This is a genomic window from Gordonia sesuvii (assembly GCF_036350415.1).
Classification (GTDB): domain Bacteria; phylum Actinomycetota; class Actinomycetes; order Mycobacteriales; family Mycobacteriaceae; genus Gordonia; species Gordonia sesuvii.
In genome coordinates this window covers 389932-405962 of sequence record NZ_JAZDUF010000003.1, presented here as the reverse complement: position 1 = coordinate 405962, position 16031 = coordinate 389932, and the positions used below count along the sequence as shown (strand labels likewise).

Genomic DNA, 16031 nt, shown 5'->3' with positions numbered 1-16031 from the left:
ATTCGACGGTCGTAGGATTCGAAGGAGAAGAACGAGTGCTGACAGTGGATTTCGATCGCTTGGGGGTTGGTTCGCAGACCAAGGCGATCGACATCGGGGCGGGACAGGGTAGGCACTCGTTCGAGATGTTCCGCCGGGGAGCGGATGTCATCGCGTTCGACCAGTCCGAGTCGGACATGGCCGACGTCGCGGAGATGTTCGACGCGATGATGGCCGAAGGGCATGTCCCCGGCGACGCGAAAGCTCGCGCCGAGGTCGGTGACGCCCTGCGGCTTCCGTACGCGGACAACAGCTTCGACGTGGTCCTCATGTCCGAGATCCTCGAGCACATCCCCACCGACGAAGGTGCCATCGCCGAGATGGTGCGCATCCTCAAGCCGGGCGGCGTCGCGGCCGTCACCGTGCCGCGCTACTGGCCGGAGAAGGTGTGCTGGGCGCTCTCGGACGCGTACCACGAGGTCGAGGGCGGGCACGTCCGCATCTACAAGGCATCCGAGCTCGCCGACAAACTGACCCGGGCCGGACTCGAGGTGACCGGCACCGACCACGCACACGCGCTGCACGCCCCGTACTGGTGGATCAAATGTGCTGTGGGCGTGGAGAACGACGGCAACCCGTTGGTCAAGGCCTATCACAAGCTGCTGGTCTGGGACATGATGAGCAAGCCTTGGCTCACCCGGGTGGGTGAGCAGGCGCTCAACCCGGTCATCGGCAAGTCGGTCGCGCTGTATCTGCGCAAACCCGAGTCGTCCGGCGGTGCCGACGCCGGAAGCAGGTGACGCCGCTCCCGGCGATCGCGGGTGTCCTCACCGCGGAGCAGGTCGACGCCACGGGCGCCGCGATCGCTGCGATGCAAGAGGATTCGGGTGCGCTGCCGTGGTTCCCGGGCGGACAGACCGACCCGTGGGACCACGTCGAATCGGCGATGGCCCTGTCGGTCACCGGCCGCATCGCCGAAGCCGAGGCGGCCTACGCATGGTCACGACGTCACCAGCGTGACGACGGATCATGGCCGATCCGCATGGTCGAGGGTCGGGTCGAGGACCCGAACATCGACAGCAACTTCTGTGCCTACATCGCCGTCGGGGTCTGGCATCACTACCTGATCACCGGGGACACCCGATTCCTGGACGAGATGTGGCCGACCGTGTGGTCGGCGATCGACCTGGTCATGAAGTACCAGCGGCCCGACGGCGCCTTCCGGTGGGGTGGTGATCACCGCACCGGGGCGATGTTCGATCAAGCCCAGATCACCGGCAACGCCAGCATCTTCCAGGCGATCGACTGTGCGGTGCGGATCGCCGACGAGATGGGGCAGCCCGAGGACGCCTGGGCCGCAGCACACACCGCGCTCGGGGACGTGATCCGCGACCGGCCGGAGAACTTCGAACCGCCGTCGGATCACTCGATGGACTGGTACTACCCGATTCTCGGTGGTGCCCTGCGCGGTCGCGCCGGACAGGAGCACATCGCTCGGCGCTGGGACGAATTCGTGGTCGCCGGAATGGGGATCCGATGCGTCGACCATCGTCCCTGGGTCACCGGCGCGGAGACCTGCGAGCTGGCCCTGGCGGTGGACGCCCTCGGTGACACGGCTGATGCGGTCAAGCTGGTCGAATCCATTCAGCACCTGCGCGATCCGGACGGCTCGTATTGGACCGGCCTGGTGTACGCCGACGGTAAGCGGTGGCCGGTGGAGAAGAGCTGCTGGACGTCGGCTGCCGTGGTCCTGGCCGCCGACGCGATCAGCCGGACCAGCGCGGGGGAGGGAATCTTTCGCGACGTCCGGGAAACCCTGGTCGCGGGCGATCCGATCACCTAGACTAGTGTCCAGTCAGCCGTCCGGAAGTGGGGCGGCAGCGAACGCGACGTCGCGCGGGAGGACCCATGGAATTCGGAATCGTGCAGTTCACCAGTGATCGCGGCCTCAAACCGCACGTGCTGGCACCACTCATCGAGGAGGCGGGTTTCGCGTCCTACTTCGTGCCGGAGCACGGGCACATCCCTACCAGGCGCGACGCCGCGCATCCACAGACGGGGGATTCGTCGCTGCCCGACGACCGTTACATGCGCACTCTCGATCCGTGGACGTCACTGGCGGCTGCCGCCGCCGTGACCGAGCGGATCCGGCTGGCCACGGCTGTCGCGCTGCCGGTGCAGTCCGATCCCATCACGCTGGCCAAGACACTCGCGACGGTGGACCATATCTCGTCCGGCCGCCTCACTCTCGGCGTCGGATTCGGTTGGAACCTGGACGAACTCGCCGATCACAAGGTGCCGCCGAAACGTCGGCGGACCATGCTGCGGGAGTACCTCGAGGCGATGAAAGCCCTCTGGACCGACGAAGAGGCCGAGTACCACGGCGAGTTCGTCGATTTCGGTCCCAGCTGGGCATGGCCCAAGTCAACGCAGCCGCACATCCCGGTGCTGGTGGGTGCGGCCGGCAACGAGAAGAACTTCAAGTGGATCTCGCGCAGCGCCGACGGCTGGATCACCACCCCGGGCGAGGACGACATCGAGGGATCGGTGGCCTTGCTGAAGCAGATCTGGTCCGATGCCGGTCGTGCGGGTGATCCGCAGATCGTCGTCCTCGACTTCAAACCGGTCGCCGAGAAGCTGGACAAGTGGCGGGAAATCGGAGTGACCCAGGTGCTCTACGGTCTGCCCGACGACAGCGTGGAGCGCGCGACGGCGTACCTGGCGAAGCTCGCCGGCAAGCTCGACCTCGCACCGGTCGCCGCCGGCTGATCGGCGGCTTGGTCGACTGTGCGTCGTTTCCTGTCGACTGGGCGCTACTTTTCGTTGACTGTGCGGCTGTTTCCCGTCCATTGGGCGCCGGTGCCGTCGTGTCTCCCAACCGCTGGCCGGGCGGCCCCCCAAACCGCTAGCCGAGTGGCCCACCAACCGTTGGTCGGGCGGCCCCCCCACCGATGGTCGAGTGGCCCCCCCAACCGTTGGTCGAGTAGCCGCGAGGCGCTAGCCGAGCGGTGTATCGAGACCATCCGCCACATCCCCCGGATCTGCCCGCAACGCCGGCATCAGGTACCGCCGGACGTGCCCGAGGACGGCGTCCGAGTCGTCCGGGTCGATGGTGTCCGACGGCACGGTTCCGAGGCTGATCAGCACGCGCGCAACCCATTCCGACACCTCGGCGAGGTTGTGTCCGGGGTGGATCTCGCCACGTTCCGCGGCGGCCTCGATGTAGGGCAGCCAGAACTGCGCGAGGTCGGGCACCAGTCCGGCGACACCGGCCCCGGCGCACGCGGCGAAGTCGTCGGGCTCCTCGGTCCGCAGGCGAAGGAGCAGCGTGCCGGGGTCGTCGTAGGCGCCACGTCCGATCCGCACCCCTGCCGCCACTTGCCGCTCGAAGTCGCCGATCTCGTCCAGCTCGCGGACGGCATCCGACCAGAACGATTCGTTCAGCCGCACGACGGCAGCACCGACCAACGTCGACTTGTCCGGAAAGTGCCGATACAGCCACGCCCGTGAGACACCCGCAGTCTCAGCCACCTCTTGCATCGTGGTCGCCCGGATTCCCTTGTCGGCCAGCAGTTTCTCGGTTGCGTCGAGCAGCCGTGCGCTGACGGTGCTCGTGGGCCGACTCTGTGGCGGTGCCTCCTTCACGTTCGAACCCTAGCAAAACTTGTAGACAAATCTCGGATTCTGTTTACCCGGCCGCGGAAATGCGGTAGACAGAATGGGCAATCTGTCTACTGATCCGGTGCGGCCGGGCGTTCGGTGAGGAATACGACATGAGTCCATACCTACCGCGGACCGCGGTCATCGGGGCCGGCATCAGCGGCCTCACCGCGGGCAAGATGCTCGCCGACTACGGCGTTCCCTACACCTGTTTCGAATCCTCGGACCGCATCGGCGGAAACTGGGCATTCGGGAATCCGAACGGGCACAGCAGCGCCTATCGCTCGCTGCACATCGACACGTCCAAACATCAGTTGTCGTTCCGGGACTTCCCGATGCCCGAGAGCTATCCGGACTTCCCGCACCACACCCAGATCAAGGCGTACCTGGACTCCTACGCCGAGGCCTTCGGATTGCTCGACAACATCGAGTTCGAAAACGGTGTCACCCACGCCCGCCGCCTCGACGACGGCGGCTGGGAACTCGAGACCCAGCGTGGCGAGCGGCGACTGTTCGATCTGCTGATCGTGGCCAACGGGCACCACTGGGATCCCCGGCTACCCGATTTCCCCGGCCAGTTCGACGGCCTCGAGATGCACGCGCACCACTACGTCGACCCGAAGACGCCGCATGAGTTCTCCGGAAAGCGGATCCTGGTGGTGGGCTTGGGAAACAGTGCCGCCGACATCGCGGTCGAGCTCTCGTCGAAGGCGCTCGACAACAAACTGACCCTGTCGACCAGATCGGGTGCATGGATCGTGCCGAAGTACTTCGCGGGCACGCCGGCCGACAAGTATTACCACACCTCCCCGTACATCCCATGGTCCTGGCAGCGGAAGTTCATGCAGGTCATGCAGCCGATGACCGCCGGACGTCCGGAGGACTACGGCCTGCCGACGCCGAATCACAAGTTCTTCGAAGCGCATCCGACCCAGTCTGTCGAACTGCCGCTGCGCCTCGGCTCGGGCGATGTGATCGCCAAACCCAACATCGCCAGACTCGACGGCGACACCGTGCACTTCGAGGACGGAACCGCCGACGACTTCGACATCATCATCTACGCAACCGGTTACAACATCACCTTCCCGTTCTTCGACGAGGACTTCATCAGCGCACCGGACAATCGCATCGACCTGTACAAGCGGATGTTCTATCCGGGTGTCGACGATCTCGTGTTCGCCGGATTCGCACAGGCCACCCCGACGTTGTTCCCGTTCGTCGAGTGCCAGGCGCGGTTGATCGGGGCCTACGCCGTCGGCCGCTACCGACTGCCCGACGTCGACGACATGCACCGTGTCATCACCGAGGACATGCAGTTCTACACCGGACACATGCTCGACCGGCCGCGACACACCCAGCAGCTCGATCACTATCTCTACGAACACGACATGCGAACCAAGGAAATTCCGTCCGGGATGAGACGTGCGGCGGCACAAGGCGGTCCGTCCTGGTCGCGGGTGGGTGAGCTGTCCGTCGAACCGGCTGCCGCGACGGCGGGAGCCGGCCGATGACCACCACCCGGCAGAACGTCACGTTCGATTCCCTCGGTACGACCTGCGACGCCTGGTTCTATCCGGGCGCCGAGCGATCACCATTCGATGCGTCGACCGGGCGGCCGGTGGTCGTCATGGCGCACGGATTCGCCGGCACCAAGGACTCTGGCCTGGACCCGTACGCTCGGCGGATGGCAGACGCCGGTCTGGCGGTGTTCGCGTTCGACTACCGCGGCTTCGGGCTGTCGGGAGGCGAGCCGCGCCAACGTATCTCGATGCGGGCACAGGCCGAGGACTACCGCAGCGCGATCGTCGCGGCAAAACGTCAACCGGGCATCGACCCCGGGCGGGTGATCCTGTGGGGGATCTCCCAGTCCGGCGGCCACGCACTGATCGTCGCCGGTGGCCGATCCGACATCGCCGCGGTGATCAGCATGGTCCCGCTGGTGAACGGGTTGTCGGCGGGCGTTCACCACTACCCGCAGGTCGGTGCCGCCTCGATGTTGCGTTCCACCGTCGTGGGGATCGGCAGTGCCCTGGGGGCCAAAGCCGGACGTGCGCCGACGATGATGCCGGTCGTCGGCAGGCCGGGGGAGAAGGCGGCACTCACCTCGCCCGGCTTCTACGAGGACTACCTCGAGATCGCCGGACCGTCGTGGCGCAACGAGGTCGACGCCTCCGTCGGCCTGGAACTCGGCAGCTTCCGCGCCGACAAAGCGGCCGAAGACGTCGATGCCCCGGTCTTGATGCAGATCGCCGACTTCGATCAGGGCGCACCACCGCACGCCGCAGCCAAGGCCGGATTCAAGGCGCGCGCCGAGGTTCGGCACTATCCGTGCGACCACTTCGACGTGTTCGAGGGCAAGGACTGGTTCGAGACCGCTGTCGCACATCAGATCTCGTTCCTCACCAGGCACCTCACGGTCGAGGTGCCGGCGGCCGAGGCCGCGGCGCGATGAGCGGCACCGCCCTCGTGGTCGGCGGCGCGTCGGGAATCGGACTCGCCGTGGCGAAAGCGTTTGTCGCCGAGGGGAATCAGGTCGTCGTCGCCGACGTGAACGCCGAGGCCGCGCGGTCGGCCGCCGACGAGATGGGTGCCCGCGCGGTGGCCATGGACGTCACCGACGAGGCATCCGTCGCCGCCGGCTTCGACGGCATCGAAGACCTACGGACGGTGGTGAGCTGCGCCGGCCTGACGATCCCGGGCGCCATCACCGAACTCCCACTGGAGCAATGGCAGACCACCATCGACGTCTGTCTCACCGGTTCATTCCTCGTGCTCAAACACGCCGGACCACGCATCGCCGACGGCGGCAGCATCGTCGTGATCTCATCGCTGAACGGGCGACAGCCCGGTGCGGGGATGGGCGCCTACTGCGCATCGAAGGCCGGGGTGACGATGCTGGTGGAGGTGGCCGCGCTGGAGCTGGCGTCACGCGGAGTCCGGGTGAATGCCGTGTCGCCGGGCCTGGTCGACACCCCCTTGACCGCGGGATTGTCGATCGTGCCGGGGCTGACGGACGAGTACATCGAGAACACACCCCTGGGACGGGCCGGGCGCCCGGACGAGATCGCCGACATGGTGACCCTCCTGGCCTCCGACAAGGCGTCCTGGATCACCGGGGCCGCCTTCGACGTCAACGGTGGCGCACATCTGCAGCGTTACCCCGACGTGCTCGGCAAGCTGCGCGCCATGGTGCCCTGACGGTTCTTCCCCCTGATTTCATCGAACCCTCCGTCGACTTGTGGAGGGTTTGACGAAAAGAAACGGGAGGATCCGCGAGGCGGCGTCCGAGCCTGTGGATGAAATCGCGGCGTTGCGTGTGAATCGGGGCATCATCGCTGCCCATGGAGAATCCGCACATCGGCGCCGACGACCTTGTGTTCCGCTCGGACGCCGTCGTCACGGGGACCACCGACAGCGCGTTGAGCCGGAGGGTTCGTAACGGTGCCGCCGAAAGGGTGTGGCATGGCGCCTACCTGCCCGTCTCCGGGGAACCCATGCAATCGCACACGGCCAAGTTGGAGCGTTACCGGGCCACGGTCATCGCAGCGTCCAGAAACGGCGGGCCGGCGCGCACCGTCAGCCATATCTCGGCGGCGATCATGCATCGCGTACCGCTGCTCAGACCCGATCTCACGCTTGTTCATTTCACGTCGGCGACCACCGGAAAGCGCATCCGTCGCGGGATCATCCATCAGTCGGCACTCTCGGAATCCGACATCGTCTGCATCGGCGGTGTCCGGGTCACCTCGTTGGCTCGGACTCTGTGCGACGTCGCGCGTACCGGCACATTGGCGCAGGCTGTGTGTGCCCTCGACTCGGGCCTTCACCTCGGCGTCGCAATCGCGGATCTGCAGACGGCGGCGGAACAGATGCGGCGACATCGGGGGATCGCGATGCTGCGATCGGCGCTGGCAGTCGCCGACGGAAGGTCGGAGAGTATCGGCGAATCGGTGAGTCGACTCGGGCTGTCCGACAGCCCCCTGATCCCGAAGCCAGAACTGCAGGTGAGGATTCCAGTGAGCCTTGGCGGACGCACGGTGGTGGTCCGTGGCGACTTCGGATGGCGCGACGAGGAAGGAAGACTCAGGTTGGTCGGAGAATTCGACGGTCGCTTCAAGTACCACCGGTCAAATCCGTTCGGCGACAACCGACTCCCCGAGGAGGTCATCTACGAGGAGAAGCTACGGGAGGACGCGATCCGCGACGCCGGACCGCACGTCGTGCGCTGGACGTGGTCGGACGCGCACCGCCCACACGTGCTTCACCCGAAGGTGCTCGCCGGTCTACGGACGGCGGGCATCGTGGGGTGACTTGTTCGTCCTCCCGGTTTCGTCGAACCCTCCCGAAGTTCGGGGAGAGTTTGACGAAACCGGGCGGAGGAACTGATCAGGCGGCGGGGGAGAGCGGCTCGCCGGGTGTGCCGGATTCCCGGCGCAGGACGCGCAGCGAGCCCTCGACGCGCACCTCGGTGAACTGGCCGGTCGCGAGGGCCTGGCAGTAGATCTCGTACGGGGGACGGCCGCCGTCCTCCGGGTTCGGGAACACGTCGTGGATCAGCAGTGCACCACCGATCCGCACCCACGGCGCCCAGCCGTCGAGGTCGGTCTGCGCGGCCTGCATGCTGTGGCCGCCGTCGATGAAGACGAAGTCGGCAGGCTTTCCCCACACCTTCGCGGCCGTCGCCGACGGCGCCAGCATGCCCACGACGGTGTCCTCGAGTCCCGCGTCGAACATGGTGCGGCGGAAGCGGGCCGACGTGTCCAGCGTGCCGGTGTGCGGGTCGACCAGGGACTCGTCGTGGTACTCCCAACCGGGCTGATGCTCCTCGGAACCGCGGTGGTGGTCGACGGTGACGATGGTCGCCCCACACGCCTCGGCGGCGGCACCGAGGAACACTGTCGACTTGCCGCAATAGGTGCCGATCTCGACGCCGACCTTCGTCGAATCACGTTGTGACAGATACTCGCCCGCGATCTCGAACAGGGTCTGCGCCTCGTCGAGCGGCATGAACCCGGGGGCGTCCTCGGCGACCTTCCGTCGCTCCGGCGATGGTGTGTTCGACATCTGCGTCGACGATGCGGTCATGAGGCAGATCCTATCCGTTCGCCCATCGCCGCACAGTAGGGTGAGCCGTATGCAAGCACAGGTGCTGACTACAGAGACCGGTCCTGACGGACTCGAGCTGACCACCGTCGACGACCCGAAACCCGCCGACGGACAGGTCCTCGTCGACATCAAGTCGTGCGGGGTGTGTTTCCCCGACCTGCTCATGAGTCAGGGCAAGTACCAGCTGCGCGTCCCGACTCCGTTCACTCCGGGTACCGAGGTGGCCGGTGTGGTGCGTGAGGCGCCGGCGGGGTCGTCGGTCAAGGCCGGCGACAAGGTGCTCGTGGCCTCGGTCGTCGGTGGCTTCGCCGAGCAGGTCGTGGCGGCTCCCGAACAGCTCCTGCCGCTGCCCGAGGGCCTGTCGTTCGAACAGGGTGCCGCGATGGGCATCAACTACCAGACGGCGCTGTTCGCGCTGAAGGTACGTGCGCAGACCGCGCCGGGCGAGGTCGTCGGTGTCCTCGGCGCGGCAGGCGGCGTGGGCACCGCATCCATCATGGTGGCGAAGGCCATGGGCGCCAAGGTGATCGCGATCGTTCATCGCAAGGGGGCCGAGGAACTGCTGCGCAGCGCGGGCGCCGACGAAGTGATCCAGCTCGAAGAGGGCTGGGGTGCGAAGCTCAAGGAGATCGAGCCGGCCGGTGTCGATGTGATGATCGACCCGTCCGGCGGCGAGGTCTTCGACGAGGCCCTACGTCAGGTCGCGCCGGACGGCCGGTACGTGGTCATCGGGTTCGCCGCGGGCGGTATCCCCACCGTCAAGCTCAACCGTGTGTTGTTCCGCAACATCTCGGTGGTGGGCGCCGCCTGGGGTGAATACGTGCGCACCCATCCGGATCTGCCGGCCCTGTTGCACGACGAGCTGGGCGAGATGATCGCCGCCGGGATGAGTCCGCAGGTCAACGTCACCTACACGCTCGACGAACTGCCGAAGGCGTTGACGGATCTCGCCGAGGGGCGGATCCTGGGGAAGGCAGTCGTCAAGATCGCGGAGTGACGACGGGTCTCGATACGCCTCCTCGCAGGCTCGTCGGCTACTCGACCAACGGGTGAGCGAGCCTGCGAGCCCGGCGCGTATCGAGGCCACCGACCACAACCTGCCCGAGGAGCCCACCATGTGCCGCAACATCACCGAACTCCGCGGCTTGGAACCCGCCGCGACCGACGAGGAGATCGAGGCCGCCGCGCGACAGTACGTCCGTAAGGTCAGCGGCGTCCGGCATCCGTCGGCCGCCAACGTCGAGGCGTTCGAAGCGGCTGTGCAGAAGGTCACCGACGCCACCCACGAACTTCTCGACGCGCTCCCCGAACGACGGCAGCCGCCCAAGACGGTGCCGCCACTGCGGCGTCCCGAGGTCCGGGCGCGAATCGCCGCGCGCGACTCGGCGTAGTCCGACCTCGACCCCCTCGTAGTCCGACCTCGACCAGGAGCCGGGTCGACTTTCACCCAGTGGGCGTCGTACGGCGGATGGCAGCGGTGGTCCTCGCTACTGTGCAGAGATGACATCCGCACCCCGCCTGCTGCGCATCACGGCCGCAGCCGTCGTGCTGGTCATCGGTGTGATGATGGCCGCCGTCGCTGTGCTCGCACCCCCGCGCGCGGCTGCGGCGCCCACCGACAACTGTGCCCCGCCGGGCGTGGGGTCCGCGTCGGCCGCGCCGGTGAATCTCGCCGCGGCCGATCAGGGCGGCGACGACCGCTTCACCACCGAGACCACGACACCGATCGACCAGATCGACGTGAGCGGGCTGGAACTGCTGACGCCCGGGCGACTGTCGGTCGGGACGCTCTCGGACGCCGGCCCCAGTATCTGCGTGAACAGCGAAGGTGTGTTCACCGGCTTCGACAACGAGCTCCTCAAGGCGGTCGCGGCCAAACTGGGCTTGCAGATCCAGTTCGCCGGGACCGAGTTCGCCGGGTTGCTGTCGCAGGTGGCAAACAACCGGTTCGACGTGGGGTCGTCGTCGATCACGACGACCGACGAACGGCGACGCACCGTCGATTTCACCAACGGCTACGACTTCGGGTACTTCTCGCTGGTCGCCCCTGACGGTGGCTCGATCGGGGGATTCGACGACCTGAACGAGTCGGTGCGCATCGGTGTCGTCCAGGGCACGGTGCAGGACGACTACGTCGTCAACACGCTGGGACTCGACCCCGTCAAGTTCCCCGACTACGCGACCGCGTACGCCAACCTGAAGGCCGGGCAGATCGACGCCTGGGTGGCGCCGTCGCAGCAGGCCGAAGGGTCGGTGCAGCCCGGCGACAACGCCTCGATCGTCGAGAACACCTTCAGCGTCAACAACTTCATCGCGTGGGCGATCGGCAAGAACAAGCCGCGGCTGACCGAGGCGCTCAACTCCGGTCTGGACGCCGTGATCGCCGACGGCACCTACGCCGACCTCTACGCCGACTGGGTTCCGCGCGAGCTGCCCGACGGGTGGAAACCGGGAAGCAAGGCCGCCCCAGAACCCGAGCTGCCCGATTTCGCCGCGATCGCCCGGGAGAACGCGGCCGCCGACGACTCCGAGGACACCGACACGGCCCCGCGAAGCACTCTCGAGCAGCTCGGCGCCACCTTCTTCGACTGGGAGCTGTACCAGGAATCGTTCCCCGATCTCATCAAGACCGGCCTGGTCAACACCTTGATCCTGTCGGTCGTGTCCGGTGTGTTGGGCACCATTCTCGGCATGCTGCTGGCGGTTGCCGGCATTTCGCGATCCCGATGGCTGCGATGGCCGGCGCGTGTCTACACCGACATCTTCCGAGGCCTGCCCGCCGTGGTGGTCATCCTCATCGTGGGTCTCGGTGTCGGCCCCGTGGTCCGCGGCATCACCGGCAACAACCCCTTCTGGCTGGGCGCGATCGCCCTGGCCCTGCTGGCCGCGGCGTACATCGGTGAGATCTTCCGAGCCGGCATCCAGAGCGTCGACGACGGGCAGATGGAGGCCGCACGGGCGATCGGATTCAGTTATCGGCAGTCGATGCGGCTCGTCGTCGTGCCGCAGGGCGTGCGACGCGTGTTGCCGGCCCTGATGAACCAGTTCATCTCCCTCATCAAGGACAGCTCGCTGGTGTACTTCCTGGGATTGCTGGCGAGCCAACGCGAACTGTTCGCGGTGGGGCGTGATCTCAACGCGCAGACCGGCAACCTGTCACCGCTGGTCGCCGCCGGCATCGTCTACCTCGCGCTGACCATCCCGCTGACGCATCTGGTCAATTACATCGATGCCCGGCTGCGGACCGGTAGACCTGCCGAAACCGAGGACGACCCCCTGCCGCCGACCGCCGTCGAGAAGGGATGAGCAGTGTCCGACCCCACCAACAGCCGTGACGCCGTGTCCCGAGATGCCGTGTCCCGAGATGCCGTGTCACTGACCGGCACTGGATTGCATCTGTCCTTCGGCAAGAATCATGTCCTGCGCGGCGTGGACATCCAGGTCGACGCCGGGACGACTACCACGGTGATCGGTCCGTCGGGATCGGGGAAGTCGACGCTGCTGCGGGTGCTCAACCGGCTGCACGAACCGGATCAGGGCGACATCTTGCTGGATGGGCGTTCGGTCCTGGCGGACAACCCGGACGAGCTGCGGCGCCGCATCGGCATGGTGTTCCAGCACTTCAACCTGTTCCCGCACAAGACTGTCGCCCAGAACATCGCGCTCGGACCACAGAAGCTGCGCGGTCTGAGCAAGGACGAGGCGCATGAGGTGGCGTTACGGCAGCTCGACATCGTCGGCCTGCGGAACAAGGCCGACGCGCGGCCGGGGAACCTGTCCGGCGGGCAACAGCAGCGCGTCGCCATCGCCCGCGCATTGGCGATGGAACCTCAGGTGATGTTCTTCGACGAGGCGACCTCGGCGCTCGACCCCGAACTGGTGAAGGGTGTGCTCGCGCTGATCACCGAGCTGTCCGAGGAGGGCATGACGATGGTCGTCGTGACCCACGAGATGGGTTACGCACGCAACGTGTCCGACAGCGTGTTGTTCATGGACCACGGGGCGGTCGTGGAAACCGGTGCACCCGAGCAGATCTTCACCGATGCGTCGTCGGAACGCCTGCGCAACTTCCTGTCTCAGGTGCTCTGAGCGGTGCTGATGGCGAACAGGTCGGCGGCGTTTCGGTAGATCACGTCACGCAGCCAGTCGTCGCCGAGGTCGAGCCGGATCAGTGCCTCGAGCGCATGCGTGTACGGGTACGGGATGTTCGGGAAGTCGCTGCCGAACAGGATTCGATCGCCGAGATCGAGCAAGCGGGGCAACGCATCTCGCGGGAACGGTGCCGATTCCTCCGCGAAGTCGGTGAACGACATCGTCGTGTCGAATCGGACGTTGCGATATCGGTCGGCGAGGTCGAGGAACTCGACGTACTCCGGGGTTCCCATGTGCGCGATGATCAGCGGCAACGACGGAAAACGATGGAGCAGTGCCGCTATCGGCCCGGGGCCGGTGTGGTTGCCGGGAGCCGGACCCGACCCGCAATGGATGATCACCGGGATCTGACTGTCGGCGATCTGCGACCACACGCCGTCGAGGAGCGAGTCCGTCGGCGTGAAGTCGCCGACCTGGATGTGACATTTGAACACCCCGACGCCGCGTGCGATGGCCTGTGACACGTAGGTCGGCGCCGATTCCTCCGGGTAGAACGTCGCCGTGTGTAGACAATCGGGGTGGTGGGCGGCGAAGTCGGTGGCCCACCCGTTGAGCCACTCGGCCATGTCCGGCTTGTGGGGATACACCAGCGACGAGTAGGCGCGGATGCCGAACTCCTGCAGAGCCGCGACCCGGACGTCTTCGTCGGCGCGGTAGGTGATCGGCCATTCGCGGCCGAGCATCGGCCCCGCGGAGTCGAAGTACGCCCAGACCTTGTCCATCACCGGTTTCGGCATGAAGTGGGTGTGGACGTCGATGAGTCCGGGCAGGCCGAGTGATGTCCAGATCGCCCTGACCCGGGCGGCTTCGTCGGCGCTGAAGGGTGGGGACGTGCTGTTCGGAACGGCGCTGTTCACGTCGTCAACGCTACCCGGACGGGTCAGGGACACCTCGGTGGGTCACCTGCGCCGGTGGCCCCTCAACCGCTCCTCTGCGTGGTTCAGGATTGCCTGGTACGTGAACTCGAACGTCGACTCGTGCGGGTTGTCGATGTGATGTCCGCGGGACGACAGAACGTCGACCAGGGGGTCGTTCGTCCTGCCCGTCGCGTCCGCCCCGGACCGTACGTGCGAGGTGCCGGTGAACACACCGAAGTGTTCGAGCATGGCCGCGCCGCAGACGTGGGCCAGCAGCGACAGATACACCTCGAGCGCATCTTCACTCGTGAATCCTGCGGAGACGAGCGATGCGATGATCGTCTCGAGCTTCGCGGCCATTATCTCCAGTGACGCCGGACTCGCGCGGGCACCCCGAATGCGCAACAGCGTCAATTCGACGAGTGCCGGCTGCGATCGGAACACCTCGTGCATCCGGCGGAAGTGTCGGTCAAGCGCGTCACGCCAGTTGTCCGCTCCGTCGAACGGGGTTGCCTGTTGATACTCCTCGCTGGCCTTCTCCGACATGGCATCGAGGAGGTCTTCCTTCTTCCGGAAGTACCAGTAGATGCTGGTGACGCCAACGTCGAGATGCTTGGCGAGCAGCGGCATGCTGAACTCGCCGAGCGACAACCGATTGGCAACCTCAAAAGCGCCGGTGACGATTTCGTCAGCTGAAATCGATCCGCGAGCACGCCGGTTCGGCGAAGTGCGGCGCGACTTGGCGTTGGCCATCGTCTCCCTTCACATTCCTGGGCGTTCGCAGCCGGGCAGGTCTCGCCCGACCCTACGTGGGTGAGCCGGTCGGATCGGCGAGTGGCGCGATTCGCCCGTATTCCGCAAAAGGTATCCAATGGTGATCCACATCACGCTACAGTCACTCTCGAGCGGCCCAATGGTGAGAGGATACCGTAAGGCCTTACTGTTGGACGTTCATGCAGGTCGGAGCCATTCTCTCGGCCGAGACAATCAGAGCTCTGAGGGGGCCAAGTGAAACGATCACCTTCTTTCCTGCGCGGGCTACGTGCGGTCGGCATGGCCGGTGCGGCGGGACTGCTCGTCCTCGGCGGCGTGACGGCATGTGCCGACGACAGCTCGTCGGACTCCTCGGCCCCGGCCGGTGACACCTCTGCCCTTCCGTCGAACCCGGCCACGGGTGATCCGATCAAGATCGGCTACATCACCCCCGAGGGCGGGGCCGTGTCGCTGCCCATGGTGCGCGAGGGTGGTGAGGCTGCCGCGCAGTACCTGAACAACAACGGCGGCGGAATCGGTGGGCACCAGGTGGATCTCGTCGTCTGCGAGCAGCAGGAGGACCCCGCCTCGGCGACCGCCTGCGCCAACCAGATGGTGGAGGACCAAGTCGCAGCGGTCATCTCGCCGTTGGGGGCGCAAGGTGCGGTGATGCTGCCAATCATCACCGGCGCGGGCATCCCCTACATCTCGCAGGCGCCCGTGTCGCAGGTCGAGATGGTTTCGGAGAACGCCTACATGCTCTCCGGCGGCATCGTCGCAGTCCTGTCGGGGCAGGCGGCCACCGCTGCGCAGGCGGGATACAAGAAGTTCACCGTGCTCGTCGGTGACAGTGGCGACGCAGCCGCGTCCGTGCAGGCGCTGGGCACACCGATGTTCGAGCAGGCCGGGATCGAACTGAAAGTGGTCACGGTGCCGACCGGGACCGCCGATCCCACACCACAGATCACCGCCGGCCTGGCCGACAACCCGGACGCCGTCACGATTCTCGGGGACACCGGCCAGTGCATCTCGTCGCTGAAGGCTCTGCAGACCGTGGCGCCCGACGTGCAGAAGTATCTGATCGCCAGCTGCCTCGACAAACCCGTCCTCGACAACGTCGGGAACGAGGCCGTCGCCGGAGCCAAGGCGTTCACCACGGTCGTCGTGGGCGCCGACACCGAGTCGTCTGACCTGTACCGCAGCGTGATGGCCGAGTATGCGCCGGACACCGACCCGGCCGGGCTCGGCTACCTCGGCTACCAGGTGGTCATGTCACTCGGCGAGGTGGGGGAGTCGCTGACCGGACCGGTCACGCCGGAGGCGATCGCCACCGCGATGTCGTCGGCGAAGGATGTGCCGCTGCCGGCGGCAGAGGGCATCACGTTCACCTGTGACGGCAGCGCGGTGCCCCAGCTGAGGGCGTTGTGCAGTCGGGCGATCCTCGTCAGCGACGTCACCGATGACGCGACGTTGGAGAACACGACAGCGGTCAACAACGGCGCGAACTGACCGCACCGACCCGAT

General features: G+C 66.4%; 16 protein-coding genes. 12 read left to right on the top strand and 4 right to left on the bottom strand.

The features are described from left to right. Positions 1 to 35 precede the first annotated feature (35 nt). The 3 genes from VZC37_RS12690 (at position 36) to VZC37_RS12680 (ending at position 2748) form a co-directional block, all read left to right on the top strand. Positions 36 to 779, top strand: a complete 744-nt coding sequence (locus VZC37_RS12690; RefSeq protein WP_330432882.1) for a class I SAM-dependent methyltransferase — start codon at positions 36 to 38, stop codon at positions 777 to 779. Further along, entirely contained in the window at positions 776 to 1822 is a 1047-nt protein-coding gene (locus tag VZC37_RS12685) for a prenyltransferase (RefSeq protein WP_330432881.1), read from the top strand. Before VZC37_RS12690 ends, VZC37_RS12685 begins: the two co-directional genes overlap by 4 nt. A gap of 65 nt (positions 1823 to 1887) precedes the next feature. After that, positions 1888 to 2748, top strand: coding sequence for an LLM class F420-dependent oxidoreductase (locus tag VZC37_RS12680; protein ID WP_330432880.1), 861 nt, complete (start codon positions 1888 to 1890; stop codon positions 2746 to 2748). Positions 2749 to 2976: 228 nt separating this feature from the next. On the opposite strand, the gene VZC37_RS12675 is transcribed toward VZC37_RS12680, so the two are convergent. Next, entirely contained in the window at positions 2977 to 3624 is a 648-nt protein-coding gene (locus VZC37_RS12675) for a TetR/AcrR family transcriptional regulator (RefSeq protein ID WP_330432879.1), read from the bottom strand. Positions 3625 to 3752: 128 nt separating this feature from the next. Here VZC37_RS12675 and VZC37_RS12670 point away from each other — a divergent pair, with 128 nt between their 5' ends. From VZC37_RS12670 to VZC37_RS12655, 4 genes are all read left to right on the top strand, one after another. Further along, entirely contained in the window at positions 3753 to 5150 is a 1398-nt protein-coding gene (locus VZC37_RS12670; protein WP_330432878.1) for a flavin-containing monooxygenase, read from the top strand. Further along, positions 5147 to 6091 (top strand): alpha/beta hydrolase, encoded by a 945-nt coding sequence (locus VZC37_RS12665; RefSeq protein ID WP_330432876.1) that lies wholly within the window; start codon positions 5147 to 5149, stop codon positions 6089 to 6091. Before VZC37_RS12670 ends, VZC37_RS12665 begins: the two co-directional genes overlap by 4 nt. Beyond that, positions 6088 to 6837: an SDR family NAD(P)-dependent oxidoreductase gene (locus tag VZC37_RS12660; protein ID WP_330432875.1), complete on the top strand. Its 750-nt coding sequence runs from the start codon at positions 6088 to 6090 to the stop codon at positions 6835 to 6837. The genes VZC37_RS12665 and VZC37_RS12660 overlap by 4 nt, the downstream gene beginning before the upstream one ends. 143 nt (positions 6838 to 6980) lie before the next feature. Next, complete coding sequence (locus tag VZC37_RS12655) at positions 6981 to 7949, top strand: hypothetical protein (RefSeq protein ID WP_330432874.1); 969 nt, start codon at positions 6981 to 6983, stop codon at positions 7947 to 7949. A 76-nt stretch (positions 7950 to 8025) separates the two neighbouring features. Here the strand turns inward: VZC37_RS12655 and VZC37_RS12650 are convergent, their stop codons facing one another. Further along, positions 8026 to 8724: a class I SAM-dependent methyltransferase gene (locus VZC37_RS12650; protein WP_330432873.1), complete on the bottom strand. Its 699-nt coding sequence runs from the start codon at positions 8722 to 8724 to the stop codon at positions 8026 to 8028. Positions 8725 to 8773: 49 nt separating this feature from the next. On the opposite strand from VZC37_RS12650, the gene VZC37_RS12645 reads away from it, so the two are divergent. The 4 genes from VZC37_RS12645 (at position 8774) to VZC37_RS12630 (ending at position 12834) form a co-directional block, all read left to right on the top strand. Next, positions 8774 to 9742, top strand: a complete 969-nt coding sequence (locus VZC37_RS12645) for an NADPH:quinone oxidoreductase family protein (RefSeq protein ID WP_330432871.1) — start codon at positions 8774 to 8776, stop codon at positions 9740 to 9742. A gap of 118 nt (positions 9743 to 9860) precedes the next feature. Further along, positions 9861 to 10136 carry a DUF2277 domain-containing protein gene (locus tag VZC37_RS12640; RefSeq protein WP_330433144.1) on the top strand — a complete coding sequence of 92 codons (276 nt, stop codon included), beginning with the start codon at positions 9861 to 9863 and terminating at the stop codon, positions 10134 to 10136. A 172-nt stretch (positions 10137 to 10308) separates the two neighbouring features. Continuing rightward, a complete protein-coding gene (locus VZC37_RS12635; protein ID WP_431309406.1) occupies positions 10309 to 12051 on the top strand; it encodes an ABC transporter substrate-binding protein/permease in 1743 nt (580 codons plus the stop codon). A gap of 3 nt (positions 12052 to 12054) precedes the next feature. Beyond that, entirely contained in the window at positions 12055 to 12834 is a 780-nt protein-coding gene (locus tag VZC37_RS12630; RefSeq protein WP_330432869.1) for an amino acid ABC transporter ATP-binding protein, read from the top strand. Here the strand turns inward: VZC37_RS12630 and VZC37_RS12625 are convergent. Both VZC37_RS12625 and VZC37_RS12620 read right to left on the bottom strand, forming a co-directional pair. Further along, positions 12822 to 13754 carry an amidohydrolase family protein gene (locus tag VZC37_RS12625; RefSeq protein WP_330432868.1) on the bottom strand — a complete coding sequence of 311 codons (933 nt, stop codon included), beginning with the start codon at positions 13752 to 13754 and terminating at the stop codon, positions 12822 to 12824. The genes VZC37_RS12630 and VZC37_RS12625 overlap by 13 nt on opposite strands. A gap of 42 nt (positions 13755 to 13796) precedes the next feature. Beyond that, a complete protein-coding gene (locus VZC37_RS12620; RefSeq protein ID WP_330432867.1) occupies positions 13797 to 14507 on the bottom strand; it encodes a TetR/AcrR family transcriptional regulator in 711 nt (236 codons plus the stop codon). A 300-nt stretch (positions 14508 to 14807) separates the two neighbouring features. Here VZC37_RS12620 and VZC37_RS12615 point away from each other — a divergent pair, with 300 nt between their 5' ends. Continuing rightward, positions 14808 to 16016, top strand: a complete 1209-nt coding sequence (locus VZC37_RS12615) for an ABC transporter substrate-binding protein (RefSeq protein WP_330433143.1) — start codon at positions 14808 to 14810, stop codon at positions 16014 to 16016. Positions 16017 to 16031: the final 15 nt, after the last annotated feature.